Origin of the sequence: Lichenicoccus sp., assembly GCF_965276875.1 — a bacterium.
Classification (GTDB): domain Bacteria; phylum Pseudomonadota; class Alphaproteobacteria; order Acetobacterales; family Acetobacteraceae; genus Lichenicoccus.
Genome location: NZ_OZ255701.1, coordinates 4,278,168 through 4,302,995 on the forward strand (window position 1 = coordinate 4,278,168; position 24,828 = coordinate 4,302,995).

Annotated in this window: 20 protein-coding genes, 3 tRNA genes and 1 pseudogene; 23 read left to right on the forward strand and 1 reads right to left on the reverse strand. The window is 65.6% G+C overall.

Annotated features, from left to right (window positions below; translation table 11 throughout):
• Positions 1-71 precede the first annotated feature (71 nt).
• From ACQY4K_RS20730 to lon, 6 genes and pseudogenes are all read left to right on the forward strand, one after another.
• On the forward strand, positions 72-1,514 hold the full coding sequence (locus tag ACQY4K_RS20730; RefSeq protein WP_428392142.1) for an NAD(P)H-hydrate dehydratase: 1,443 nt from the start codon (positions 72-74) through the stop codon (positions 1,512-1,514).
• 40 nt (positions 1,515-1,554) lie between these two features.
• A tRNA-Leu gene (locus ACQY4K_RS20735) sits at positions 1,555-1,639 on the forward strand.
• Between the two features lie 40 nt (positions 1,640-1,679).
• Positions 1,680-3,020: pseudogene (gene tig / locus ACQY4K_RS20740) on the forward strand (trigger factor); the annotation flags it as partial.
• Between the two features lie 177 nt (positions 3,021-3,197).
• On the forward strand, positions 3,198-3,845 hold the full coding sequence (locus ACQY4K_RS20745; RefSeq protein ID WP_428392144.1) for an ATP-dependent Clp protease proteolytic subunit: 648 nt from the start codon (positions 3,198-3,200) through the stop codon (positions 3,843-3,845).
• A 125-nt stretch (positions 3,846-3,970) separates the two neighbouring features.
• Positions 3,971-5,227 (forward strand): ATP-dependent Clp protease ATP-binding subunit ClpX, encoded by a 1,257-nt coding sequence (gene clpX / locus ACQY4K_RS20750; RefSeq protein ID WP_428392146.1) that lies wholly within the window; start codon positions 3,971-3,973, stop codon positions 5,225-5,227.
• A gap of 110 nt (positions 5,228-5,337) precedes the next feature.
• Positions 5,338-7,806 carry an endopeptidase La gene (gene lon / locus ACQY4K_RS20755; protein ID WP_428392148.1) on the forward strand — a complete coding sequence of 823 codons (2,469 nt, stop codon included), beginning with the start codon at positions 5,338-5,340 and terminating at the stop codon, positions 7,804-7,806.
• A 118-nt stretch (positions 7,807-7,924) separates the two neighbouring features.
• Here lon and aceA read toward each other — a convergent pair whose 3' ends face one another.
• Entirely contained in the window at positions 7,925-9,238 is a 1,314-nt protein-coding gene (aceA, locus tag ACQY4K_RS20760; RefSeq protein ID WP_428392150.1) for an isocitrate lyase, read from the reverse strand.
• Between the two features lie 136 nt (positions 9,239-9,374).
• Here aceA and ACQY4K_RS20765 point away from each other — a divergent pair, with 136 nt between their 5' ends.
• From ACQY4K_RS20765 to nuoL, 17 genes are all read left to right on the forward strand, one after another.
• Positions 9,375-10,775, forward strand: coding sequence for a helix-turn-helix domain-containing protein (locus ACQY4K_RS20765; RefSeq protein ID WP_428392152.1), 1,401 nt, complete (start codon positions 9,375-9,377; stop codon positions 10,773-10,775).
• On the forward strand, positions 10,772-12,559 hold the full coding sequence (locus ACQY4K_RS20770) for a glycoside hydrolase family 15 protein (RefSeq protein WP_428392154.1): 1,788 nt from the start codon (positions 10,772-10,774) through the stop codon (positions 12,557-12,559). Before ACQY4K_RS20765 ends, ACQY4K_RS20770 begins: the two co-directional genes overlap by 4 nt.
• 147 nt (positions 12,560-12,706) lie before the next feature.
• The gene (locus ACQY4K_RS20775; protein WP_428392156.1) at positions 12,707-12,991 is read left to right on the forward strand and encodes an HU family DNA-binding protein; all 285 of its coding nucleotides are present in this window, start codon (positions 12,707-12,709) and stop codon (positions 12,989-12,991) included.
• 8 nt (positions 12,992-12,999) lie between these two features.
• Positions 13,000-13,074 (forward strand) — tRNA-Val (locus ACQY4K_RS20780).
• 71 nt (positions 13,075-13,145) lie between these two features.
• Positions 13,146-13,222: transfer RNA gene (locus ACQY4K_RS20785), tRNA-Asp, on the forward strand.
• 128 nt (positions 13,223-13,350) lie between these two features.
• Positions 13,351-13,716: an NADH-quinone oxidoreductase subunit A gene (locus tag ACQY4K_RS20790; protein ID WP_428392158.1), complete on the forward strand. Its 366-nt coding sequence runs from the start codon at positions 13,351-13,353 to the stop codon at positions 13,714-13,716.
• Between the two features lie 7 nt (positions 13,717-13,723).
• On the forward strand, positions 13,724-14,284 hold the full coding sequence (locus tag ACQY4K_RS20795) for a NuoB/complex I 20 kDa subunit family protein (protein WP_428392159.1): 561 nt from the start codon (positions 13,724-13,726) through the stop codon (positions 14,282-14,284).
• On the forward strand, positions 14,277-14,921 hold the full coding sequence (locus ACQY4K_RS20800; protein ID WP_428392161.1) for an NADH-quinone oxidoreductase subunit C: 645 nt from the start codon (positions 14,277-14,279) through the stop codon (positions 14,919-14,921). The genes ACQY4K_RS20795 and ACQY4K_RS20800 overlap by 8 nt, the downstream gene beginning before the upstream one ends.
• Complete coding sequence (locus ACQY4K_RS20805) at positions 14,918-16,207, forward strand: NADH-quinone oxidoreductase subunit D (protein ID WP_428392162.1); 1,290 nt, start codon at positions 14,918-14,920, stop codon at positions 16,205-16,207. Before ACQY4K_RS20800 ends, ACQY4K_RS20805 begins: the two co-directional genes overlap by 4 nt.
• Before the next feature lie 5 nt (positions 16,208-16,212).
• Positions 16,213-16,890 (forward strand): complex I 24 kDa subunit family protein, encoded by a 678-nt coding sequence (locus ACQY4K_RS20810; protein WP_428392164.1) that lies wholly within the window; start codon positions 16,213-16,215, stop codon positions 16,888-16,890.
• Between the two features lie 3 nt (positions 16,891-16,893).
• Positions 16,894-18,219, forward strand: coding sequence for an NADH-quinone oxidoreductase subunit NuoF (gene nuoF / locus ACQY4K_RS20815; RefSeq protein ID WP_428392166.1), 1,326 nt, complete (start codon positions 16,894-16,896; stop codon positions 18,217-18,219).
• A gap of 5 nt (positions 18,220-18,224) precedes the next feature.
• Positions 18,225-20,285, forward strand: a complete 2,061-nt coding sequence (gene nuoG, locus ACQY4K_RS20820) for an NADH-quinone oxidoreductase subunit NuoG (protein WP_428392168.1) — start codon at positions 18,225-18,227, stop codon at positions 20,283-20,285.
• A gap of 14 nt (positions 20,286-20,299) precedes the next feature.
• Positions 20,300-21,328 (forward strand): NADH-quinone oxidoreductase subunit NuoH, encoded by a 1,029-nt coding sequence (gene nuoH / locus ACQY4K_RS20825; protein WP_428392170.1) that lies wholly within the window; start codon positions 20,300-20,302, stop codon positions 21,326-21,328.
• Positions 21,329-21,402: 74 nt separating this feature from the next.
• Positions 21,403-21,891, forward strand: coding sequence for an NADH-quinone oxidoreductase subunit NuoI (nuoI, locus tag ACQY4K_RS20830; protein ID WP_428392172.1), 489 nt, complete (start codon positions 21,403-21,405; stop codon positions 21,889-21,891).
• A complete protein-coding gene (locus tag ACQY4K_RS20835; RefSeq protein WP_428392174.1) occupies positions 21,888-22,553 on the forward strand; it encodes an NADH-quinone oxidoreductase subunit J in 666 nt (221 codons plus the stop codon). Before nuoI ends, ACQY4K_RS20835 begins: the two co-directional genes overlap by 4 nt.
• Positions 22,550-22,882, forward strand: a complete 333-nt coding sequence (nuoK, locus tag ACQY4K_RS20840) for an NADH-quinone oxidoreductase subunit NuoK (protein ID WP_428392176.1) — start codon at positions 22,550-22,552, stop codon at positions 22,880-22,882. Before ACQY4K_RS20835 ends, nuoK begins: the two co-directional genes overlap by 4 nt.
• Before the next feature lies 1 nt (position 22,883).
• The gene (gene nuoL, locus ACQY4K_RS20845) at positions 22,884-24,827 is read left to right on the forward strand and encodes an NADH-quinone oxidoreductase subunit L (protein WP_428392178.1); all 1,944 of its coding nucleotides are present in this window, start codon (positions 22,884-22,886) and stop codon (positions 24,825-24,827) included.
• Position 24,828 lies beyond the last annotated feature (1 nt).

Sequence of the window (24,828 nt, forward strand, 5' to 3'; positions counted from 1 at the left end):
AAACTCCCGTCTCGGCGTTGCGCCTCAATACGGGCTTGCCAGCCAAAATCAACCGGACCGGGATATTGCGGATGATCGATCCTGCTTTGGCCGTGCTCACCCCCGAGGAGATGGCCGAGGCCGACCGTCTCGCGGCAGAGACAATGCCGTCCACCACGTTGATGGAGAATGCCGGCCGGGCGGTGGCGCGCGCGGCGGTGCGCATGGTCCCGCCGAGCCGCACCCTGGTGCTGTGCGGCCCGGGTAATAACGGTGGGGACGGCTATGTGGCCGCCCGGCTGCTGGCGCAGCGCGGCTGGCCGGTGCAAGTGGCGGCGCTGGCACCCCCGCGCCCGGGCAGTGACGCGGCGCGGGCGGCAGCCTCCTGGCGGGGGCCGGTGCGCGGGTTCGCGGATACCCAGGTCGGGCGCGCCGGGCTGGTAATCGATGCGGTGTTCGGTGCCGGGCTTTCGCGTGCGGTGGACGGCGTCGCCGCCGCGGTGTTGGAACAGGCGTCGCGGCACCCGTTGCTCGCCGTGGATATCCCCAGCGGTGTTGACGGCGCGACGGGCGCGATCCTCGGCATGGCGCCGCGGGCGGTGCGCACCGTCAGCTTCTTCCGACGCAAGCCGGGGCATCTGCTGTTGCCAGGCCGCGAGCGGCTGGGCGTGCTGGAGATTGCCGACATCGGGTTGCCGGATAGCGTGCTGGCGCAGGTGGCACCACAAACCTGGCATAATCGCCCCGGCCTGTGGCGGCTGCGCCGGCTCGAGGCCACCGACCATAAATATAGTCGCGGTGTGGTCAGCGTCTGCGGTGGGGCGATGAGCGGGGCGGCGCGCCTTGCCGCCGCCGGTGCGCGCGGCGCCGGTGCCGGGCTGGTGCGGATTGTCTCCGAGACCCACGCCGAGCTGTATCGTCAGGGACCGCCCGGGCTGATCGTCGATGAGCAGCCGCTTGAAGACCTGCTTGACGACAGCCGCCGGCGCGTCTGGATTTGCGGTCCTGGGCTCGATCCGGACGAGGTCCGCGGCACGTTGCCGGCGCTGCTCGCGGCGGAGCGCCAGGTGGTGGCCGATGCCGGCGCGCTGACCGAAGCGGCAGGGGCGCCGGAGCGGCTGCGCGGCGTTGCGGTGATCACGCCGCATGCCGGGGAATTCGCGCGCCTGTTCGGCGACCCGGGGGCCGACCGGCTCGCCGCCGCGCGCGCCGCCGCGCGACGGATCAATGCGGTGGTCGTGCTCAAGGGTGCCGACAGCATCGTGGCCGCTCCGGACGGCCGGGCGGCGATCGCGGGCAACGCGCCGCCATGGCTGGCCACCGCCGGCGCCGGCGATGTGCTGTCGGGGGTGGTCGCGGCAATGCTGGCAGGCGGCATGGCGACGTTCGAGGCGGCGGCGGCAGCGGTGTGGCTGCATGGCGAGGCGGCCCGGCTGGCGGGGGAGGGGCTGCTTGCGGAGGATTTGGCCGGCATGCTCGCGCCCGCTGTCCTCGCTTCGCGGCCTATGCTTGCCTCGCATAACGCGCTGGGCTAGATGCCCGCGCTCGCGCTTGTCTAAGGCGGGTGCCTCTCCAGCGGGCGTGGTGGAATTGGCAGACACGCCAGATTTAGGTTCTGGTGGCGCAAGCCGTGGGGGTTCAAGTCCCTCCGCCCGCACCAGTGTTCAATGTTGCAACCGACCCAGAGGATGACCGGGCAGATGCAGGTAACCGAGACGCTTTCCGAAGGCCTCAAGCGCGGCTTCACCGTCGTGGTGCCGGGTGCCGAGGTGGAAGGCAAGCGGCATGCCCGTCTCGCCGAAATCTCCAAGACGATGAACCTGCCGGGGTTCCGCCCGGGCAAGGTGCCGCTATCCATCGTGCGCCAGCGCTACGGCACCGCGGTAACCGGGGAAATCCTGGAGCAGACGGTCAACGATGCCACCCGCGATCTGTTATCCGAACGCGGGCTACGCTCGGCGAGCCAGCCGAAGGTCGACCTGCTGCGCGGCCCGATGGACGCCAAGAGCGCGGCAAGCGACCTCGAGTTCACCGTCGAGCTGGAATTGCTCCCCGACATCACTATTCCCGATCTGTCGGCGCTATCGCTGACCAGGCTCAAGGCAGAGCCGGATCCGCAAACCATCGACAAGGCGATGGCAGACCTGGTCCGACGCCAGCGCAGCTTCGAGACCATCGAGGAGAGCCGCGGGGCGGCACACGGCGAAGTGCTGGTTGTCGATTTCGTCGGCAGCATCGCCGGCGAGCCGTTCGAGGGCGGTGCTGCCACCGGCATGGATGTCGAGATCGGCGGTGACGGGTTCATTGCCGGCTTCTCGGAGCAGCTCGAAGGCCTGGCGCCGGGTGAGAGCCGCAGCATCGACGTCACCTTTCCGGCCGACTATCAGACCGCCGAGCTTGCCGGAAAGCCGGCGACGTTCGCGGTCACCGCGCACGCACTGAAGCGGCCGATCGATCCGGAGCCGAACGACGAAATGGCCAAGACCCTCGGCTTTGAGGGTATCGAGGAGGTTCGCACCCTGATCGCACGTCAAGTGCAGCAGGAGTACGACCAGCTCTCGCGCATGCGCATCAAGCGTGAACTGCTCGATGCGCTGTCGGAGACGACCGACTTCGCGGCGCCCGAGGGCATGGTCGAGACCGAGTTCACGGCGATCTGGCAGCGGGTCGAGGCCGACCGCAAGGAAGGCCAGGCTGACGAGGAGGATGCCGGCAAGGACGAGGCGACCCTGCGCGCGGATTACCGGCGCATTGCCGAGCGGAGGGTGCGGCTGGGCCTGCTGCTCGCCGAGATCGGCCGCGGCGCCGGAGTTGCCGTGAGCCAGGAGGAGATGGCGCGTGCGATGCGCACCGAGGCCGGACGCTACCCCGGCCAGGAGCAGATGGTTATCGACTTCTTCACCAAGAACCCACAGGCGGCGGAGACGCTGCGCGGGCCGATCTTCGAGAACAAGGTGGTCGATCATATCCTCGCGCGCGCCAGTATTGAGGAGCGTCTGGTCACCCCGGAGGAATTGGCCGAGGTGCCGCCGCCGAACCTTCCCCAGAATGCGGCCGAAACTGAGGCTAACTCTGCGGCCGACGCCCACCCCGACTCTGGGCCTGAGCCCAAAGCCGCGCCAGCGGAGGTCTGAACAAAGGCGGGGCTTCCATCGTCGAGGTTTCACACTATCTTCCACAGCAAGGCATTGGCGCCGCGCTAGAGCAGGAATGAGACGATGAGGGATCGCGATCCCATGGAAATCTACAGCAATGCCCTGGTGCCGATGGTGGTCGAGCAGACCTCCCGCGGCGAGCGGGCGTTCGACATCTTCTCGCGGCTGCTGCAAGACCGGATCATCTTTCTCACCGGCCCGGTTTATGACGGGGTCGCGGCCCTCATCTGCGCCCAGCTCCTGCATCTCGAGAGTGTTAATCCGAGCAAGGACATCTCATTCTACATCAACAGCCCGGGCGGCGTCGTCTCCGCCGGGCTCGCGATCTATGACACCATGCAGTATATCCGCAGCCCGATTAACACCGTGTGCATCGGCCAGGCCGCCTCGATGGGGTCACTGCTGCTGGCGGCCGGTGCCAAGGGCAAGCGTCTGGCATTGCCGAACGCGCGGGTGATGGTGCATCAGCCTTCCGGCGGCGCGCAGGGACAGGCCAGCGATATCGAGATCCAGGCCAAGGAGATCCTCTATCTCCGCGGCCGCCTGAACGAAATCTACAAGGAGCATACCGGCCAGACGCTTGAGGCCATCGAGCAGAAGCTGGAGCGCGACAGTTATCTGTCCGCGACCGAGGCACAGGCGTTCGGCATTGTCGACGAAGTGCTACAGAACCGCCCGATGCCAGCCTCGGAGGAGGGCACCAAGAGTTAGGGCGCCAAGCTGGGGCGCCTCTGGTCCCGGAACGATCACCACTATTGATGCGGCTTTGGGGACAGGTCTAGTGTGATCAGCTTGACCCGGGGGCGCTCTTGCCACCCCGCGGGGAAGGAGAGGCCATGAGCAAGTCCAGCGACTCCAAGAACACACTGTATTGCTCGTTCTGCGGCAAGTCGCAGCATGAAGTGCGTAAGCTCATTGCCGGTCCGACAGTGTTCATTTGCGACGAGTGCGTCGAACTCTGCATGGACATCATCCGTGAGGAGCATAAGACCCACCTGGTGAAGTCGCGCGACGGGGTGCCGACTCCTAAGGAGATCTGCAAGGTCTTGGACGACTACGTGATCGGGCAGTTCCACGCCAAGAAGGTGCTCTCGGTCGCCGTCCACAACCACTATAAGCGCCTGGCACACGGGGCAAAGAACAACGACGTCGAGATCGCGAAAAGCAACATCATGTTGATCGGGCCGACCGGCTCGGGCAAGACGTTGCTGGCCCAGACGCTGGCCCGAATCCTCGACGTGCCCTTCACCATGGCCGACGCCACGACGCTGACCGAGGCCGGCTATGTCGGCGAGGACGTGGAAAACATCATCCTCAAGCTGCTGCAATCGGCAGACTACAATGTCGAGCGGGCGCAGCGCGGCATCGTCTATATCGACGAGGTCGACAAGATCAGCCGCAAATCGGACAATCCCTCGATCACCCGCGACGTGTCGGGCGAGGGTGTGCAGCAGGCGCTGCTCAAGATCATGGAGGGCACGGTCGCCTCGGTGCCGCCGCAGGGCGGCCGCAAGCACCCGCAGCAGGAGTTCCTGCAGGTCGACACCACCAACATCCTGTTCATCTGTGGTGGCGCCTTTGCCGGGCTGGAGAAGATCATCGGCGCTCGCGGCAAAGGCTCCGGCATCGGCTTCGGCGCCATGGTCCAGGCCCCGGACGAACGGCGCATGGGCCATATTCTCAAGGAGGTCGAGCCCGAGGATTTGCTCAAGTTCGGCCTGATCCCTGAGTTCATCGGCCGCCTGCCGATCGTCGCCACCCTGGAGGACCTGGACGAGGGCGCCCTGATCGAAATCCTGACCAAGCCGAAGAACGCCCTGGTCAAGCAATATGCCAGGCTGTTCCAGATGGAGGGGGTCAAGCTCTCCTTCACCGAGGACGCGCTCAAGCAGGTCTCCCTGCGAGCCATCGCGCGACGCACCGGAGCGCGTGGCCTGCGCTCGATCCTGGAGAGCATCCTGCTGTCGACGATGTTCGACCTGCCCGGCCTGGAGAATGTCGACGAGGTGGTGATCAACCGCGAGGTTGCCGAGGCGAAGGCTGATCCGGTGTTCGTCTACGGCAAGGAACGGCCGGTAGAGCAGTCCGCCTGACGGGCCTTGCCGCGAGCCCTTGGCCTGCCGATATCGCAATCCGTGTTTGAAGATTGGGCGTGCCGCAACCTGGGCGCCCGCCTTCGACTGTCCCTGAGGAGGTCGACCCGATGACGGAAATCAAGAAGCCGAGGCCGGCGAAGCGGCAGCCGGACGCGGCAGTCGCTTCTGACGAAACCCCTGTTTTGCAAGAGACTTTGGCAGTCCTGCCGCTGCGCGATATTGTCGTCTTTCCACACATGATCGTGCCGTTGTTCGTCGGACGCGAGAAGTCTGTTCGTGCGCTTGAGGCGGTGACCAAGGACGACAAGCAGATCCTGCTGGTCGCACAGAAGAACGCCTCCCAGGACGATCCCTCCGCCGACGACATCTACCGCTCCGGCACGGTGTCGACGATCCTGCAACTGCTCAAGCTGCCGGATGGCACGGTGAAGGTGCTGGTCGAGGGCGGCAGGCGGGCACGTATTCGCGAGTTCACCGAGACCGACAGCCATTTCGAGGCAACCATTGACGAGATCCCGGAGGTTGGTCCGGAGCCGTCCGCCAGCGGCGAGATCGAGGCGCTCAGCCGCACGGTGGTCGGTCAGTTCGAACAATATATAAAGCTAAACAAGAAGATCGCGCCGGAGGTCCTAGTTTCCCTCAACCAGATCGAGGAGCCCTCGAAGCTCGCCGACACCATCGCCAGCCACCTCAATCTCAAGATTTCGGAAAAGCAGGAGCTGCTCGAGATCGCTCCGATCGCCGAGCGTCTGGAGCGCGTGTTCGCCCATATGGAGGCGGAGATCGGCGTGCTGCAGGTCGAGAAGCGCATACGCAACCGCGTCAAGCGGCAGATGGAGAAGACGCAGCGCGAGTACTACCTCAACGAGCAGCTCAAGGCGATCCAAAAGGAGCTCGGCGAAGGCGAGGACGGCAAGGACGAAACCTCCGAGCTGGAGGACCGCATCAAGAAGACCAAGCTCTCCAAGGAAGCGCACGACAAGGCTATGAGCGAGCTGAAGAAGCTGCGCGGCATGAGCCCGATGTCGGCCGAGAGCACGGTGGTGCGCAACTATCTCGACTGGATGCTGTCGATCCCCTGGAAGAAACGCTCGAAGACCCGCAACGATATCGGCGAGGCCGAACGGGTGCTCAATGTCGACCATTACGGGCTCGACAAGGTCAAGGAGCGCATCCTCGAATACCTTGCGGTGCAATCTCGCGCCAACAAGCTCAAGGGGCCGATCCTGTGCCTGGTGGGGCCGCCCGGCGTCGGCAAGACCTCGCTCGGCAAATCAATCGCCCGCGCTACGGGCCGCAACTTCGTGCGCATGTCGCTCGGCGGGGTGCGCGACGAGGCCGAAATCCGTGGCCATCGCCGCACCTATATCGGCTCGATGCCCGGCAAGATCGTTCAGGGCATGAAGAAGGCGAAGAGCTCCAACCCGTTGTTCCTGCTCGACGAGATCGACAAGCTGGGCAATGACTGGCGCGGCGACCCGTCGGCCGCCCTGCTGGAGGTGCTCGACCCCGAGCAGAACAGCACGTTCGCCGACCACTATCTCGAAGTCGATTACGACCTGTCCGACGTGATGTTCGTGACCACGGCCAACAGCCTGCACATGCCGCAGCCGCTGCTCGACCGCATGGAGATCATCCGGATCGCCGGCTACACCGAGGACGAGAAGATCGAGATCGCCAAGCGCCATCTGATCTTCAAGCAGACTGACGCGCACAGCCTCAAGCCGGAGGAGTGGTCGATCACCGACGAGGCGTTACGCGAACTGGTGCGGACCTACACACGCGAAGCCGGCGTGCGCAACCTGGAGCGCGAGATCGCCAACCTGGCCCGCAAGGCGGTCAAGGAGATCGTCACCGGCAAGGCCAAGAAGGTCGCGATCACCCGCAAGAACCTGGAGAAATATGCCGGTGTAAAACGCTTCCGCTACGGCGAGGCGGAAAGCGAGGACATGGTCGGCGTCGTCACCGGCCTTGCCTGGACCGAGGTTGGCGGCGAGATCCTCACCATCGAGAGCGTGATGGTGCCCGGCAAGGGCGTGGTGAAAACCACGGGCAAGCTCGGCGACGTCATGCAGGAAAGCGTCTCGGCGGCACTAAGCTATGTGCGCAGCCGCTCCGCGAGCTTCGGCATCAAGCCGACAATCCTGGAAAAGCGCGACATTCACGTGCACGTGCCGGAGGGAGCCACGCCAAAGGACGGACCGTCCGCTGGCATCGCCATGGCGACCTCGCTGATCAGCGTCATGACCGGAATCCCGATCCGCCGCGACATAGCTATGACCGGCGAGATCACCCTACGCGGCCGTGTGCTGCCGATCGGCGGCCTAAAGGAGAAGCTGCTCGCCGCCTTGAGAGCCGGCATCACCACCGTGTTCTTCCCCAAGGACAACGAAAAGGATTTGGCGGAAATCCCGGACAACGTCCGCCGTCACCTTAAGCTGATCCCGGTCGCCAACGTCGACGAGGTCATCGCCCAGGCGCTGATACGCCCGCCCGAGGCGATTGAATGGGAAGAGCCGGCGGAGCCGGTGCCAGCTGTGACGGCGGAGCCGGCGGGGGCTGTGCTCGCGCACTGAAGCAAGGCCAGGGGCTCTGCCCCTGGACCCCGCCAAAGGCTAGCCTTTGGAATCCTTTTGAATTGGGGTCTGGGGCCAAGGCCCCAGCGGGTCCAGGGCGGAGCCCTGGCCTTTTCCCTTAAGCGTGCGCGGGCGACAGCTTGAGCGATTCCGTGTGGAACTGCTCCGTCTCGGTGGAGCCCGCCATGGCGGTGGTGGAGGACTTGCCGCCGCTCGCCACGGTGGCGACCGCGTCGAACCAGCCGGTGCCGACTTCGCGCTGGTGGCGGGTGGCGGTATAGCCGTCCGCTTCCATTGCGAACTCGTCCTGCTGCAGCTCGGAGTAGGCCGCCATGCCGCGCTCCGCGTAACCGCGGGCGAGCTTGAACATCGAGTAGTTCAGCGAGTGGAAGCCGGCCAGGGTGACGAACTGGAACTTGTAGCCCATGGCGCCGATCGCTTCCTGGTAGCCGGCAATTTCGGCCTCGGAGAGCTTCTTGCGCCAGTTGAACGAGGGCGAGCAGTTATAGGCCAGCATCTTGCCGGGGAATGCGGCATGGATCGCGTCGGCAAAGCGCTTCGCCTCGGCCAGGTTCGGCTCGGAGGTTTCCCACCAGAGAAGGTCGGCATAGGGGGCGTAGGCGAGGCTGCGGGCGATCGCGTAGTCGACGCCGAGGCCCTCGCGGATGCGAAAGAAGCCCTCCGGGGTGCGTTCGCCGGTCAGGAACGGCCGGTCGCGCTCGTCGACGTCCGAGGTCAGCAGCTGAGCGGCATGGCTGTCAGTGCGGCAGAGCAGGACGGTGGGGACGCCCTCGACGTCGGCGGCGAGGCGGGCGGCGTTGAGCGTGCGGATATGCTGGCTGATCGGCACCAGCACCTTGCCGCCGAGATGGCCGCACTTCTTTTCCGAGGCGAGCTGGTCCTCGAAATGCACGCCGGCGGCGCCGGCCTCGATCATCGCGCGCATCAGCTCGAAGGCGTTCAGCGGGCCGCCGAAGCCGGCTTCTGCGTCGGCCACGATCGGCGCCATCCAGTTCTGGCCGGCGTCGCCTTCCAGTCGCGCGATCTGGTCGGCGCGGCGCAGTGCGTTGTTGATGCGGCGCACCACCATCGGCACTGAGTTCACCGGATAGAGCGACTGGTCAGGATACATCTCGCCTGCGACGTTGGCGTCGGCGGCGACCTGCCAGCCGGACAGATAGATCGCCTTGAGGCCGGCCTTGACCTGCTGCATCGCCTGGTTGCCGGTCAGAGCGCCGAGCGTGTGCACGTAGGGCTCGGACTTCAGTAGGCGCCAGAGCCGGCGAGCGCCGTTTTCGGCCAGTGTATGGCGAATGCGGAACGACCCGGAGAGCCGGGCGACATCCTCGGGTGTGTAATCGCGCCGGATGCCGTCGAAGCGGTCCTTATCGGCGATTGCGGGGTCGCTGTTCATGGTCTCTGGGTCGGTCATGGTGTCATCTCCCTCTGGCGGCACAATGCGCAGACGGCGGGGTCTTGCGGAAGCTTCGAGATGGCCTTGCCTATGTAAGACGGTTGCTGGTTTGACCGGTGTTCCCCGCATTTTGTAAATGTTGTAAAGCGGGATCATGACTCGACCGATGATCGGTGCCACCTTGCGTCGGCTGCGCCTGGAGCGGGGGCTGTCGCAGCAGGGCCTCGCCGCCAGGCTGGGCATTTCCGCGAGCTATCTCAACCTGCTCGAGCACGACCAGCGGGCGGTGACCGCCTCGCTGCTGATCAAGCTGACCCGGACCCTCGATGTGCCGCTGGAAAGCCTGTCCGGCGACGAGGAGCGCGCGCGCGAGGCAGCACTACGTGACGCGCTGTCCGACCCGCTGCTGGGTCAGGAGCCGCTGCCGGCCGCCGAAATTGCCGCCCTGGCGGCTCATCCGCAGGCGGCGCGGGCGGTGGTTTCGCTGCATCGGGCCCTCCGGGTGGCGCGGGAGGACGGGCTTGGCATGCTGCTGCCGTCGGGCCGGCGAATCGTGCTGCCGACCGACGAGGCGCGCCAGCTCTACCAGGACCGCTCGAACCATTTTCCCGAGCTCGAAGCGGCGGCGGAGGCGGTGCGCGCCGATATCGGGCCCGCTCTGGCGCAGTCGGAGATGAACCATGCCATCGCCGAGCGGCTGCGTCGCCGGCACGGGCTCGTCGTGCAGGTCGGGCCATTGAAGGGCGCGCTGCGCTCCTACGACCCGGCGTCGCGGCTTCTGGTGCTCTCCGACGTTTTGCGCCGCGAGAGCCGCGGCTTTCACATGGCCTTCCAGCTTATGCTGATCGAGGCTGGCGCGGTTCTGGATGCGATGCTGGCGGCGATCGCGCCGAGCACGCCGGAGGCCGCGACGCTGATCCGGATCGGGCTGACCAACTACGCCGCGGCGGCGTTGCTGATGCCGTATGCGGCGGTGCTGGAGGCGGCGGTGTCGCTGCGTTACGATATCGACCTGCTGGCCTCGCGCTTCGCGGTGTCGTTCGAGCAGATGGCACAAAGGCTCTCGACTCTGCACCGGCCGGGCAGCCGCGGCATTCCGTTGTTTTTCGTGCGGCTGGATGCGGCGTCCAACATCACCAAGAGCTTTTCGATCGCGGGCTTCCCGATTTCGCAGAATGGCGGCTCGTGCGCCCGCTGGATTGGCAATACCGCTCTGGCGACACCCGGCGCACTACGCGTGCAGCTCGGCGAGCTTCCGGACGGCGCGGTGTTCCTCTGCGTGGCGCGCAGCGTACAGGCGACGGCACTCGGTTGGAACGATATCCCCCCGCTGCACGTCATCGTGCTTGGCTGCGAGGCTGGGCGGGCCGGCGAGATGGTCTATTCGGAGGGGCTGGATATGGCGCATGCGATCAACCGGATCGGGGTGAGCTGCCGTCTGTGCGACTGGCCGGACTGCCGCTCGCGCGCGCAGCCGCCGCTTGCGCACCGCCTGGCGCTGGATCCGCACCATCGTGGCGCGGCTGCGTTCCCGTTCGAGCGGACGGTTCGATGAGTGCCCCCATCGAGGATCACGGGATCATCGGCGACCTTTCGACCGCGGCCCTGGTGGCGGGCGACGGCACCATCGACTTCATGTGCTGGCCCTGCTTCGACAGTCCCAGCCTGTTCGCCTCCCTACTGGACCACGACCAGGGCGGGTCGTTCGCACTGAGCCCGGTGCTCGACTCGCCACGCCAGCTGCAGACCTACCTGCCGGACAGCAACGTACTGGTCACGCGCTGGCTGTCGGCGGAGGGCAGTGCCGAGGTCTGCGACCTGCTGGCGTCTCCCGCCTGCGAGCGGGGGGCGCCGCGACTGATACGCAGCGTGCGGGTCACGCGCGGCCGCGTGCGATTTGGTCTGCGCTGCCGGCCGTGCTTCGATTACGGACGCGCCGACATGGCGGCCGAGGCGTGCTCGGACGGCGTGCGCTTCTCCGGTGGCGAACGCCAGGTGCGCCTGAGCGGGTCGGTGCCGCTCGCCTTGGACGGCACTGCCGCCGTTGCTTCGTTCACGCTGGAGGTCGGCGGGCAGGCCGACTTCGTGCTCGATGACGGCACCGAGGCAGCCCTGGCCGGTGACGCCGTAAATGTCGCGATCGCGGGGGCCCATGCCTTCTGGCAGGGTTGGGCACGACGCTCCATTTATCGCGGCCGCTGGCGCGAGGCGGTCGGCCGCTCGGCGCTGGTGCTCAAGCTGCTGACATCGCACCGGCACGGTTCGGTGGCCGCGGCGGCGACCTTCGGACTGCCGGAAGCGCCGGGCGGCGACCGCAACTGGGACTACCGTGCCGCCTGGATTCGCGACTCGTCGTTCACCGTCTATGCCTTCATGCGCCTGGGTTATGTCGCGGAGGCCACCGCCTTTACCGGATGGGTGGCAGCCCGGCTGCGGGATGCGGGCCCCGACGGCAGGCTGCGTATCATGTACGCCCTCGACGGCGGCGAGGCGGCACCCGAACAGGAGCTCGACCTCGCCGGCTATGGCGGCGCGCGGCCAGTACGGATCGGCAATGACGCAGGCGGCCAGATGCAGCTCGACATTTACGGCGAACTGCTCGACAGCACCTACCTCTCCAACAAGTACGGCGATGCGATCAGCCATGAAGGCTGGCAGCATGTGTGCTGCGTGGTCGAGCATGTCTGCGCGCATTGGCGGGAACCGGACGCCGGCATCTGGGAGATGCGCGGGCCGCCGAAGGCATTCCTGCACTCGCGGCTGATGTGCTGGGTCGCGGTCGACCGCGCGCTGCGTCTGGCGGCCAAACGCTCGCTGCCGGCGCCGTTCGGGCGCTGGTCCGAGACACGGGGCGCGATCAACGCCGACATCTGGGCGAATTTCCGTCACCCCAAGACCGGCATCTTCGTGCAATATCAAGGGGCGACCTCGCTCGATGCGGCGGCCCTGATGATGCCGCTGGTGCGCTTCGTCTCAGCCACCGATCCGGTCTGGCTCGCCACCCTGGACGCCATCGGCGAGCAACTGACCGACGACGGCCTGGTCTACCGCTACCGATCCGACGACGGCCTCGACGGCCAGGAAGGCGCGTTCACCGCCTGCTCGTTCTGGTATGTCGAATGCCTGGCCCGCGCCGGCCGGCTCGACCAGGCGCAGCTGCTGTTCGAGCGCGTGCTGCGTTACGCCAATCCGCTTGGGCTCTATGCCGAGGAGCTGGGGCCGGTAGGCGAGCATCTTGGCAACTTCCCGCAGGCGCTGACCCATCTCGCCTTGATCAGTGCCGCGTTCTATCTCGACCGCCAATTGTCCGGCGCCGAGCATACGACCTGGAGACCGTAGCCGGCTCTCAAGCGGAGCAGATGCTTCGTTGACGCATTGGAACGGCGCCCCTTACTGTCGCGCACTTCCAAGCCCTGCGGGCAGGAAGCGTTCGAGAATGGCGCGGGTCGCTCAAGGTGGTCCAAGCCCAAATCAGAAAGGCGTGACATGGAGAAGCCACTCAACAAGCAGGAACTCGTCTCGGCCGTCGCCGACGAGGCCGATCTGCCCAAAGCCAAGGCGGGGGAAGTCGTGGACGCCGTGTTCGCTTCGATCGAAAAGGCACTACGCAACAAGCAGGAGGTCCGCCTGGTCGGCTTCGGCACGTTCGTTGCCGCCCAGCGTAAGGCGGCCAAAGGTCGCAATCCGCGCACCGGTGCGGAAATCGACATCCCGGCCTCCACCTCGGTGCGTTTCAAGCCCGGCAAGACGCTCAAGGACGCCGTGAGCTGAAAGTAGAGGGGCGGTTAGCTCAGCGGTAGAGCGTCTCGTTTACACCGAGAGGGTCGGCGGTTCGAACCCGTCACCGCCCACCAGAGCGCGCCGCTACAGGCGGGCTGCCTTGACGGGTGTCAGCTTGGCCGTTACATCGCCGGTCACGCCAGTTGCGGGTGTAGCTCAGTTGGTTAGAGCGCCGGCCTGTCACGCCGGAGGTCGCGGGTTCGAGCCCCGTCACTCGCGCCATGCATCCCAGGGTTCATCACGCCTCGGCGAGCCGTTGATATGATGTGACAAGTGGTTGCGCCGTAAGGTGTTACACGCCAGATGGGGGTGACCCCACAACACCCATGCCGGCTTGGAGACCATCTGGAATGCTCGCGGTGCTGTCGACCTATTTTCCGGTGCTGGTGTTTGCCGTGATCGCCTTCGGGATCGCCGGCGCCATGCTCGGAGCATCGTTGTTCGCCGCACAGCAGAAGCCTTATGCCGAAAAGCTGAGTGCCTACGAGTGCGGCTTCGACGCCTTTGACGATGCCCGCCGACGCTTTGATGTGCGCTTCTACCTGGTGGCAATCCTGTTCATCATCTTTGATCTGGAGGTGGCGTTCCTGTTTCCCTGGGCGGTGAGCCTCGCCTCGATCGGCGCCTTCGGGTTCCTCTCGATGATGGGTTTCCTCGCGGTGCTGACGGTGGGCTTCGTCTACGAGTGGCGCAAAGGCGCGCTCGATTGGGAATGATGCAGCGATGAGCAATGATATCTCGACCGAACTGACCTGGAACCGCGAGACGCTGCCACCCGGACCCGAACAGGACGCCGTGGTGCGCGGCATCACCGGGGAGATCGCCGATAAGGGCTTCATCGTCGCCAACCTCGACAAGCTGGTCAATTGGGGCCGCACCGGCAGCCTCTGGCCGCTCTCGTTCGGGCTCGCCTGCTGCGCCGTCGAGATGATCCACGCATTCATGCCGCGCTACGACCTGGACCGGCTGGGCATCATCCCGCGCGGCTCGCCTCGGCAGGCCGACGTCATGATCGTCTCCGGGACGCTGACCAACAAGATGGCGCCGGCCATGCGCCGGGTCTACGACCAGATGGCGGAGCCGCGCTGGGTGATTTCGATGGGCTCCTGCGCCAACGGCGGCGGCTATTATCACTATAGCTACTCCGTGGTGCGCGGCTGCGACCGGATCGTCCCGGTCGATATCTATGTACCCGGCTGCCCGCCAACCGCCGAGGCGCTGGTCTACGGCATCCTGCAACTCCAGAAAAAGATCCGGCGCACCGGGACCATCCTGCGTGGCTGATCGTCTGGGGGTCCCCCGCCTTGGTGCAATAGCGGTGCGCCTGTCGACGACTGTCGCGGGCATCTCGCAGGCTGCCGTCGAACAGGGCGAACTGGTGGTCCGAACGGATCGTGCGTCGTTGCTCTCGGTCATGACCCTGTTGCGCGACGATCCCGGTCTGCGCTTTCAGCAGATGATGGATCTGTGCGGGGTGGATTTCCCGGAGCGCGCGGAGCGTTTCGACGTCGTCTATAATCTGCTCTCTGTTGTGCTGAACCAGCGGGTGCGGGTGATCGTCACGACCGACGAGACGCAGCCGGTGCCCTCGGTGCACCGGATTTGGCCATCGGCGACCTGGTGGGAGCGTGAATGCTACGATCTGTTCGGGGTGCTGTTCTCTGGTCAGCCGGACCTGCGACGCATTCTCACCGATTACGGCTTCGAGGGACATCCGTTGCGCAAGGATTTCCCGCTCACCGGCTATGTCGAGGTGCGTTACGACGTCGACCGACGACAGGTGATCTATGAGCCGGTCAAGCTGACCCAGGATTTCCGCAACTTCGACTTCGAGTCGCCCTGGGAAGGTGTGCTGACGCTGCCCGGCGACGAGAAGGCGCACGAAAACCGCCAGAACCCGCCCGCAGGGAGTGCCGCATGAACGATCTCGACAGCAGCATCGGCGGCGACATCATCCTGCGCGAGGATCGTCCGCAGACGATGTTGCCGGAAGCGGGGTTGGCGGACCTGCCGGAGACCGATCCGCGCATCAAGACCGTTGAGATCGACAGCCACTCGCTGAATTTCGGCCCGCAGCATCCGGCGGCGCACGGGGTGTTGCGCCTGGTGCTGGAGATGGACGGCGAAGTGGTGGCGCGGGCAGCACCGCATATCGGCCTGCTGCATCGCGGCACCGAAAAGCTGATCGAATACAAGACCTACATGAAGGCGCTGCCGTATTTCGACCGGCTCGATTACGTCTCGCCGATGTGCGAGGAGCAGGCCTTCGCGCTGGCCACCGAGAAGCTGCTCGGCATCGAGATCCCGCCGCGTGCGAAGTGGATACGCACGATGTTCGCCGAGATTACCCGGGTGCTCAACCACCTGCTGGCGGTGACCTCGTTCGGGCTCGATTGCGGGGCGCTGACGCCGGCGCTGTGGGGCTATGAAGAGCGTGAGAACCTCCTGGAGTTCTACGAGGCGGCGTCGGGTGCGCGCTACCACGCTAATTATTTCCGTCCCGGCGGGGTTGCGCGCGACCTGCCGGCCGGTCTGCTGGAGCGGATTGCCGCCTGGGCTGAGCGGTTTCCGAGCTTTATCGACGATATCGAGGCCTTGCTGACCGGCAACCGTATCTGGAAGCAACGCACGGTCGGCATCGGCGTGTTTTCCGCCGAACAGGCGCTCGCCTGGGGGTTTTCCGGGCCGAACCTGCGGGCGTCCGGTGTGCCGTGGGATCTGCGCCGGTCGCAGCCCTACGACGCCTACGACCAGGTCGAATTCGAGGTTCCGGTGTCTCGTAACGGCGACTGCTATGACCGCTTCCTGATCCGCGTCGCCGAGATGCGGCAGAGCGTTCTGATCATCAAGCAATGCCTGGCGAAGATGCCGATCGGTCCGGTCAAGATCCAGGACAACAAGATCAGCCCGCCGACCCGGCGCGAGATGAAGCGCTCGATGGAGGCGCTAATTCACCACTTCAAGCTGTTCACCGAGGGCTACCACGTGCCGCCGGGGGCCACCTACACCGCGACCGAGAGCCCCAAGGGCGAGTTCGCAGTCTATCTGGTGGCGGACGGCACCAACCGGCCGTATCGCTGCAAAATCCGCTCGACCGGATTTGCGCATCTGCAGGCACTCGACGAGCTGGCGCGGCGGCACATGCTGGCGGATACGGTGGCGATCATCGGGTCGATCGATCTGGTGTTCGGCGAGATCGACAGGTAGGCGCCATGTCCGGACATTTTTCAGCGGAGAATATCGGGCACGGCTCGCCCGGCCATGCGCCGCGTGACGTGCCGTCGCAACAGCCCGAGAGGTTCGTCTTCGACGAGGAGAGCGAGGCCGCGATCGCGCCGATCTTGGCGCATTATCCCGAAGGCCGGCAGGCGAGCGGGGTGATCCCGCTACTTTATCTCGTGCAGAAGCAGATGCGCCGGCAGACCGGCAGCGCCTGGGTGCCACGGGTGGGCATGGATGCGGTGGCCGCACGCTTGAGCATGCCGCCGATCCGGGTCTACGAGGTCGCGACCTTCTATCTGATGTTCAACACCAAGCCGGTCGGGCGCCATCATTTGCAGATCTGCACCACCACGCCCTGCTGGCTGCGTGGCTCGGACGCGGTGGTGGCCGCCTGCCGGGCTGCGACCGGCATACGCGGCTGGGAGGAGACCTCGGCGGACGGGCTGTTCACCATGACCGAGGTCGAGTGCCTGGGTGCCTGTGCCAACGCGCCGATGATGCAGATCAACGACGATTACTACGAGGATCTCGACGGTCCGCGCACAACATTGCTGCTTGAGGCGCTACAACGCGGAGAGTTGCCAAAACCGGGGTCCAGCATCGGTCGCTGCGCCTCGGCGCCGATCGGTGAACGCACGACCCTGCTCAGCCCTCCCGACAGGACCTGACCCATGCTCGACGACCGGGACCGGATTTTTACCAACATCTATGGCCAGGGCGACCGGACGCTTGCCGGCGCGCAGGCACGCGGCGACTGGGACGGTACGGCAGCAATCCTGGCGCGTGGGCGAGACACCATCGTCGCCGAAATGAAGGCGTCGAACCTGCGCGGCCGCGGCGGCGCAGGGTTCCCCACAGGGCTGAAATGGTCGTTCATGCCGAAGACCTCGGACGGGCGGCCGCATTATTTGACGATCAACGGCGACGAGAGCGAGCCGGGCACGTGCAAGGATCGCGAGATCATGCGGCACGAGCCGCACAAGCTGATCGAGAGCGCGTTGTTCGCCTCGTTCGCGATGGGCGCGCATACCGCCTATCTCTACATTCGCGGTGAGTATTTCGCCGAGGCGGTGGCCCTGCAACGGGCAGTCGACGAGGCCTACGATGCCGGGCTGATCGGCCGCAATGCGTGCGGGTCGGGCTGGGATTTCGACTTCCACATCCATCGCGGGGCCGGTGCCTATATCTGTGGCGAAGAGACCGCCATGCTCGAGAGCCTGGAGGGCAAGAAGGGCCTGCCGCGGATGAAGCCGCCATTCCCCGCGGCGATGGGGCTGTATGGCTGTCCGACGACGGTCAACAATGTCGAGACCATCGCCGTCGCCTCGACCATCCTGCGACGCGGGGCCGCCTGGTTCGCCGGTATCGGCCGGCCGAACAATGCCGGCACCAAGCTGTTCGTCGTCGGCGGGCACGTGAATCGGCCCTGCGTCGTCGAGGATGCGATGAGCACGCCGATGCGCGAGATCATCGACCGTCATGCCGGCGGCGTGCGCGGCGGCTGGGACAATCTGCTCGCGGTCATCCCCGGCGGCTGCTCGGTGCCGATCCTGCCGAAGTCGGTCTGTGATACGGTGCTGATGGATTACGACGCTCTGCGCAACGAGCGCTCCGGCCTCGGGACTGCTGCGATGATCGTCATGGACCAGTCGACCGACGTGGTGCAGGCAATCGCCCGCTTCGCGCGCTTCTTTAAGCATGAGAGCTGCGGCCAGTGCACCCCCTGCCGCGAGGGCACCGGCTGGATGATGCGGGTGATGGACCGCATGGTCCAGGGCCGCGCCGAGCTCGAGGAGATCGACATGCTCGAGCAGGTCACCCGTCAGGTCGAGGGCCATACGATCTGCGCATTGGGCGATGCCGCCGCCTGGCCAATCCAGGGGCTTATCCGGCATTTCCGCCCGGTGATGGAGGAGCGCATCGCCGCCTACAGGGCAGCCCACCCGGCGGCGAAGCTGGCGGCGACCCCGACCAATCTTCCTGTCGCGGCGGAGTAGCGGGCATGGCGAAGCTTACCGTCGACGGCATTCCGGTCGAGGTCGCGAACGGCTCGACCGTGCTGCAGGCCTGCGAGGCGGCCGGCAAGGAAATCCCGCGCTTTTGCTATCACGAGCGGCTGTCGATCGCCGGCAACTGCCGGATGTGCCTGGTGGAGGTGGAGAAGGCGCCAAAGCCGGTCGCTTCCTGCGGCTATCCGGTGATGGAGGGCATGGTGGTGAAGACCGACACCGAAGTGGTGCGCCGAGCGCGCCGCGCGGTCATGGAATTCCTGCTGATCAACCATCCGCTTGACTGCCCGATCTGCGACCAGGGTGGCCAGTGCGACCTGCAGGACCAGGCCTATGCCTACGGATCGGACCATTCGCGCTATGCCGAGAACAAGCGCGCGGTCACCGACAAATATCTCGGCCCGCTGGTGAAGACGGTAATGACCCGCTGCATCCAATGCACGCGCTGCATCCGCTTCGCCACCGAGATCGCCGGCGTGCCGGAGCTGGGCGCCACCTCGCGCGGTGAGAACATGGAGATCACCACCTATGTCGAGCAGGCGCTGACCTCTGAGCTGTCGGGCAACCTGATCGATATCTGTCCCGTGGGCGCACTCACCTCCAAGCCGGACGCCTTCGTCGCACGGCCGTGGGAGCTGAAGAAGACCGACAGCATCGACGTGACCGACGCCGTCGGCACCAATATCAGCGTGCAGGCGCGCGGTGCCGAGGTGCTGCGTATCCTGCCGCGCGTCAACGACGCGGTGAACGAGGAGTGGATGGCCGACAAGGGCCGCTTCTCGCTCGACGGGCTGAAGCGTCGCCGGCTGGACTCGCCCTGGCTGCGTGTGCACGGCAAGCTGCACAAGGTGAGCTGGCAAGACGCGTTCGTCGCCATCGGCAACCGGCTCGAAGGGGTGCAGGGCGAGCGGATCGGCGCCATCGCCGGTGATCTGTGCGACGCCGAGAGCATGCTCGCACTCAAGGACCTGATGGCCTCGCTCGGCAGCGGCAACATCGATTGCCGGCAGGACGGCGCGCGCTATGACACCGGCCGCCGCGAGTTCGGGTTGTTCAACACCACCATCGCCGGAATCGAGGAGGCCGATGCGTTGCTGCTGGTCGGCTGCGACCCTCGGCACGCCGCCCCCGTGCTCAATGCGCGCATTCGCAAGCGCTACACCGCGGGTGGCTTTCCGATCGGTGTCTTCGGAACGCCAGGGCTCGATCACACCTACCCGGTGACGGATCTCGGCGACCATCCGTCACGCCTCGCGGGCCTGCTTGACGGTTCTGTGGCGTTTGCCGGAATGTTGCGCGGCGCGGCTCGGCCGATGATCGTGCTGGGGCAGGGCGCGCTGGTGCGCGACGACGCCGCGGCGATCCAGGCAGCCTGCTGGCAACTCGCCCGCGATGTCGGCGCGCTGAGTGCCGAGTGGAACGGCTACAACGTGCTGCACACCGCCGCGAGCCGCGTTGCGGGCCTGGAACTCGGCTTCGTGCCGTCCCCCGGCGCGCGGTCGGTCGCGGGCATGATGAGCGGCGGGGTCAAGGTGCTGTGGCTGCTCGGGGCGGACGAGTTCCATCCGGCGCGGATCGGGCCGGACACCTTCGTGATCTATCAGGGCCATCACGGCGATGCGAGTGCAGTACACGCCGACGTCATCCTGCCCGGGGCGGCCTATACCGAAAAGCCCGGTACATACATCAACACCGAGGGCCGGGTGCAGCGGGCCTTCCGCGCGGTGTTCCCGCCCGGCGAGGCCAAGGAGGACTGGCGCATCCTTCGCGCCGTCTCCGAGGTGATCGGTCGCAAATTACCCTATGACAGCCTGGAAGCCGTGCGCGAGCGCCTGGAGCAGGTCAATCCGGTGTTCGCCCGCACCAGCCTGCCACGCTTTGGGGTGCGCGACTTCACCGGCCCCGCGGGCGACCTTCGCGCACTCGGCTCGGCGCCGCTGGTCAGCACCATGGGCGACTATTACCAGACCAACGCAATCAGCCGCGCGAGTATGACAATGGCGGAGTGCACGCGGGTCTATGCCCCGTCCGCGATCAAGACGGCGGCGGAGTAGGAGGTCGACGACGCGTGAACCACTTCTTCCTGCATACCGATTTCGGGCTGCTGCTCCTGACCGTGCTGGAAACCCTGGCAGTACTGGTGCCGCTGCTGATCGGCGTCGCCTATCTCACCTATGCCGAGCGCAAGGTCCTGGCGGCAATCCAGCTCAGGGTGGGGCCAAACACGGTGGGGCCATTCGGGTTGCTGCAGGCCTTCGCCGACGCGATCAAGATGATCACCAAGGAGACGGTGATCCCGTCGGGCGCCAACCGCGCGCTGTTCCTGATCGCACCGCTGCTGACCTTCGGGCTGGCGATGAGTGCCTGGGCGGTGATCCCGACCAACAACCATTGGGCGGTCGCCGACATCAATGTGGGCGTGCTCTATCTGTTCGCGATCTCCTCGCTCGGCGTCTACGGCATCCTGATCGCCGGCTGGGCCAGCAATTCCAAATACGCCTTCATGGGCGGCCTGCGTTCGGCCGCACAGATGGTCAGCTACGAGGTCTCGATCGGCCTGGTGCTGGTGTCGGTGCTGCTCTGCGTCGGCAGCCTCAACCTCAACGACATCGTGCTGGCCCAGCGCAGCGTCTGGTTCTGCCTGCCGATGTTCCCGATGTTCATCGTCTTCTTCATCTCCGCCCTGGCCGAAACCAACCGCGCGCCGTTCGACCTGCCCGAAGGCGAGAGCGAGCTGGTGGCGGGGTTCTTCGTCGAATACAGCTCCCTCGCCTTCGGGCTGTTCTTCCTCGGCGAATACGCCAACATGTTCCTGATGGCGGCGATGACCACCATCCTGTTCCTGGGCGGCTGGCTGCCGCCAGTCGGGATCGTGCCGTTCACCTGGATACCCGGCCCGATCTGGTTCATCGCCAAGATCCTGTTCGTGCTGTTCGTGTTCATCTGGGTGCGCGGCACCTTCCCGCGCTTTCGTTACGACCAGTTGATGCGGCTCGGCTGGAAGGTGTTCCTACCGTTCTCGCTCGGCTGGATGGTGCTGACTGCGGCGTTCCTGATGGCGACCGGCCTGCTGCCGCACGCAGGGGTGGTCCGGTGAAAGCCCAGGGGCGCTGCCCCTGGACCCCGCTGGGGCCTCAGGCCCCAGACCCCGATTCCTGAGGGACACACACGATGGCTTTCCTAGACCGCACCGCCCGCTCGTTTCTGCTGTTCGAACTCGTGGCAGGGATGGGCGTGACCCTGCGCTACATGTTCAAGCCGAAAGCCACGATCAATTATCCCAATGAGAAGGGCCCGTTGTCGCCGCGCTTCAAGGGCGAGCATGCGCTGCGTCGCTATCCCAATGGCGAGGAGCGGTGCATCGCCTGCAAGCTGTGCGAGGCGATCTGTCCGGCGGAGGCGATCACCATCGAGGCGGAGCCGCGCGAGGACGGCTCGCGGCGCACCACGCGCTATGATATCGACATGACCAAGTGCATCTATTGCGGGCTATGCGAGGAATCCTGCCCCGTGGACGCGATCGTCGAGGGGCCGAACTACGAGTTCGCCACCGAGACGCGGGAGGAGCTGATGTACGACAAGGACAAGCTGCTGGCGAACGGTGATCGCTGGGAGAGCGTTCTCGCGCGCAGGCTGGAGCAGGACGCCCCCTACCGATGATTCTGACCCAGATCGCCTTCTATGTGTTTGCCACGGTGCTGGTGCTGTCCGCGGCGATGGTGGTGAGTGCGCGCAACCCGGTGCATTCGGTGCTGTTCCTGATCCTCGCGTTCTTCAACGCGGCGGGGCTGTTCCTTATCGCAGGCGCCGAGTTCCTGGCGATGATCCTGGTGATCGTCTATGTCGGCGCCGTCGCGGTGCTGTTCCTGTTCGTCGTGATGATGCTTGATATTGACTTCTCGCCGACACGCGAGGGCTTCCAGCGCTATGCGCCTATCGGCTTGACGCTTGGGGCGGTGCTGTTGGCCGAGATCGGCCTTGCCGTCGGACATTGGCGGATTGCGCCGAACGTGCGCGCCCTGCCGCACGCGCATGTCGTGGGTGCCGTAAGCAATACCGCGGCTTTGGGTCGGCTGATCTATACGGATTACGTGTTCCTGTTCCAGGCCTGCGGGCTGGTGCTGCTGGTGGCGATGATCGGTGCGATCGTGCTGACCCATCGCGATCGTCCGGTAGCCAAGCGCCAGGATTTGGCCAAACAGCATGCGCGCGTGCCGGCCGACACCATCGAGATGATGACACTCGGTCTTGGCCAGAACACCGACGAGAATGGCGGTTTCCTGCGTAGCAAGGACGTGGTGCGCAAGGGGACCGAAGCATGAGCGCGGGCCAGCTTGGAATCGCCAGCGTTGGGCTCACGCCCTACCTCGTGGTCAGCGCCATCCTGCTGGTGCTCGGCGTCTTCGGCATCTTCATCAACCGCAAGAACATCATCACCATCATGATGTCGATCGAGCTGATCCTGCTCGCCGCCAACATCAACCTGGTGGCGTTCTCGGCGGCGCTGGGCGACCTCTCCGGGCAGGTGTTCACCTTGTTCGTGCTGACCATCGCGGCGGCGGAGGCGGCCATCGGGCTCGCCATCGTCACCGTCTATTTCCGCAACCGCGGCTCGATCGAGGTCGAGGACGCGCGCTTGATGAAGGGCTGAGATGGCCGCCGTCCCAAGCCTTTTCACCATCGCCGTGTTCGCGCCCTTGTTGGGGTCAATTGTTGCCGGCCTGTTTGGACGCGTGATCGGCGATCGTGCCGCCCAGCTGGTCAGTATCGCGATGATGGTGCTGGCGTCGGTCTGCGGCGTCTGGGCGCTGGCGCTCGGGCTGGAAGCGGGTTCGCCGACGTTGGCCGTGCCGATTTCCGACTGGGTGCAGGCGGGTGGCTTTCACGCGCCCTGGATTCTGCGGTTCGATACGCTGTCCGCCGAGATGGTAGCGATGGTTACCGTCGTCTCGACGCTGATCCACATCTACAGCGTCGGCTATATGGCGGGCGAGGAGTGGCCGACGTCGCGCTTCTTCTCGTACTTGTCGCTGTTCAGCTTCGCGATGCTGATGCTGGTCTCGTCGGACAACCTGATCCAGCTGTTCTTCGGCTGGGAAGGCGTCGGGCTCGCAAGCTATTTGCTGATCGGCTACTGGTATGACCGGCCGAACGCGCAGGCGGCGGCAAACAAGGCCTTTGTGGTCAACCGGATCGCGGACCTGTTTTTCATGGTCGGCATCGCGCTCACCTTCACCCAGTTCGGCACCGTCAGCTACGACAACATCTTCGCTTTGGTGCCGGCGCATGCCCATGCGATGTACCGTCTGTTCGGGCTTGACATGCGTGCCTACGAAGTTATCGGCGTGCTGCTGTTCATCGGCGCTGCCGGCAAGTCGGCGCAACTCTTCTTCCATACCTGGCTGCCCGACGCGATGGAGGGGCCGACACCGGTCTCCGCCCTGATCCATGCCGCCACCATGGTCACCGCGGGCGTCTTTCTGATGGCGCGTATGTCGCCGCTGATCGAGTTCGCGCCGGTGACCAAGGACATTATCGAGGTGATCGGCGCCTCGACCTGCTTCTTCGCCGCGACGGTGGGGCTGGTGCAGCCGGACATCAAGCGCACCATCGCCTACTCCACCTGCTCGCAGCTCGGCTACATGTTCATGGCCTGCGGCGTCGGCGTGTATCAGGCCGGCATGTTCCATCTGACCACCCATGCCTTCTTCAAGGCGCTGCTGTTCCTGTCGGCCGGTTCTGTCATCCATGGGCTGCATGGCGAGCAGGATATGTTCAGGATGGGTGGGCTGGCCCGTAAGCTTCCGGTGACCTGCGTGGTGATGTGGATCGGCTCGTTGGCATTGGCTGCCATCCCGCCCTTTGCCGGCTGGTGGTCGAAGGATGCGATCCTGGAGGCGACCTGGGCCGCGCATACCGGCTTTGGCTTTTACGGCTGGGCGCTCGGCTCGCTCACCGCCTTCATCACCGCTCTGTATAGCTGGCGGCTGCTGTTCCTGGTGTTTCACGGGGCGCCGCGCGACGCGCAACTGGCCGCGCACGCGCATGAGAGCCCGCTGCTGATCCTGCTACCGCTGGTGGTGCTGGCGCTGGGTGCGACGTTCGGCGGCTGGCTGCTGGCGCCCTGGTTCATCGGTGTCGATCAGTCGGGTTTCTGGAACGGCGCCATCTTCACCGGCCCGAACAACAACGTGCTGACCGCGGTGGAGCAGATACCCATCGCGATCTCACTGGTGCCCACAGTACTGGCCATCGCGGGCGTTCTGACGGCGGTGTTCGCCTACCGGCTACGCCCGGCGCTACCGGGCCGGCTCGCGCAACGTTATCGCGGGCTGTATCTGTTCCTGCTCAACAAGTGGTACTTCGACGAGATCTACGATGCCATCCTGGTCAGGCCGTATCGGCGGCTTGCCGGGCTGCTCTGGCATGTCGGCGACGAGGGCATCATCCAGGGCGTGCCCGAGGGGATGGCGCGGCTGACCGCCGGCGGCTCGGTGCAGGCGGTGCGTATCCAGACCGGCTCGATCGCGGTCTACGCCTTCACCATGCTGATCGGTCTGGTGGTGCTCATCTCCACCTTCCTGATCTTCGGGTGAG

What these genes read in the sequence shown, in the direction of transcription:
- aceA (WP_428392150.1), bottom strand. Translation starts at nt 9,238, where the DNA reads ATGACCGACCCAGAGACCATGAACAGCGACCCCGCAATCGCCGATAAG.
- nuoF (WP_428392166.1), top strand. Translation starts at nt 16,894, where the DNA reads ATGCTCGACGACCGGGACCGGATTTTTACCAACATCTATGGCCAGGGC.
- ACQY4K_RS20810 (WP_428392164.1), top strand. Translation starts at nt 16,213, where the DNA reads ATGTCCGGACATTTTTCAGCGGAGAATATCGGGCACGGCTCGCCCGGC.
- lon (WP_428392148.1), top strand. Translation starts at nt 5,338, where the DNA reads ATGACGGAAATCAAGAAGCCGAGGCCGGCGAAGCGGCAGCCGGACGCG.
- ACQY4K_RS20765 (WP_428392152.1), top strand. Translation starts at nt 9,375, where the DNA reads ATGACTCGACCGATGATCGGTGCCACCTTGCGTCGGCTGCGCCTGGAG.
- ACQY4K_RS20805 (WP_428392162.1), top strand. Translation starts at nt 14,918, where the DNA reads ATGAACGATCTCGACAGCAGCATCGGCGGCGACATCATCCTGCGCGAG.
- nuoI (WP_428392172.1), top strand. Translation starts at nt 21,403, where the DNA reads ATGGCTTTCCTAGACCGCACCGCCCGCTCGTTTCTGCTGTTCGAACTC.
- nuoG (WP_428392168.1), top strand. Translation starts at nt 18,225, where the DNA reads ATGGCGAAGCTTACCGTCGACGGCATTCCGGTCGAGGTCGCGAACGGC.
- nuoK (WP_428392176.1), top strand. Translation starts at nt 22,550, where the DNA reads ATGAGCGCGGGCCAGCTTGGAATCGCCAGCGTTGGGCTCACGCCCTAC.
- ACQY4K_RS20775 (WP_428392156.1), top strand. Translation starts at nt 12,707, where the DNA reads ATGGAGAAGCCACTCAACAAGCAGGAACTCGTCTCGGCCGTCGCCGAC.
- ACQY4K_RS20795 (WP_428392159.1), top strand. Translation starts at nt 13,724, where the DNA reads ATGAGCAATGATATCTCGACCGAACTGACCTGGAACCGCGAGACGCTG.
- ACQY4K_RS20835 (WP_428392174.1), top strand. Translation starts at nt 21,888, where the DNA reads ATGATTCTGACCCAGATCGCCTTCTATGTGTTTGCCACGGTGCTGGTG.
- ACQY4K_RS20770 (WP_428392154.1), top strand. Translation starts at nt 10,772, where the DNA reads ATGAGTGCCCCCATCGAGGATCACGGGATCATCGGCGACCTTTCGACC.
- nuoL (WP_428392178.1), top strand. Translation starts at nt 22,884, where the DNA reads ATGGCCGCCGTCCCAAGCCTTTTCACCATCGCCGTGTTCGCGCCCTTG.
- clpX (WP_428392146.1), top strand. Translation starts at nt 3,971, where the DNA reads ATGAGCAAGTCCAGCGACTCCAAGAACACACTGTATTGCTCGTTCTGC.
- ACQY4K_RS20790 (WP_428392158.1), top strand. Translation starts at nt 13,351, where the DNA reads ATGCTCGCGGTGCTGTCGACCTATTTTCCGGTGCTGGTGTTTGCCGTG.
- ACQY4K_RS20730 (WP_428392142.1), top strand. Translation starts at nt 72, where the DNA reads ATGATCGATCCTGCTTTGGCCGTGCTCACCCCCGAGGAGATGGCCGAG.
- ACQY4K_RS20745 (WP_428392144.1), top strand. Translation starts at nt 3,198, where the DNA reads ATGAGGGATCGCGATCCCATGGAAATCTACAGCAATGCCCTGGTGCCG.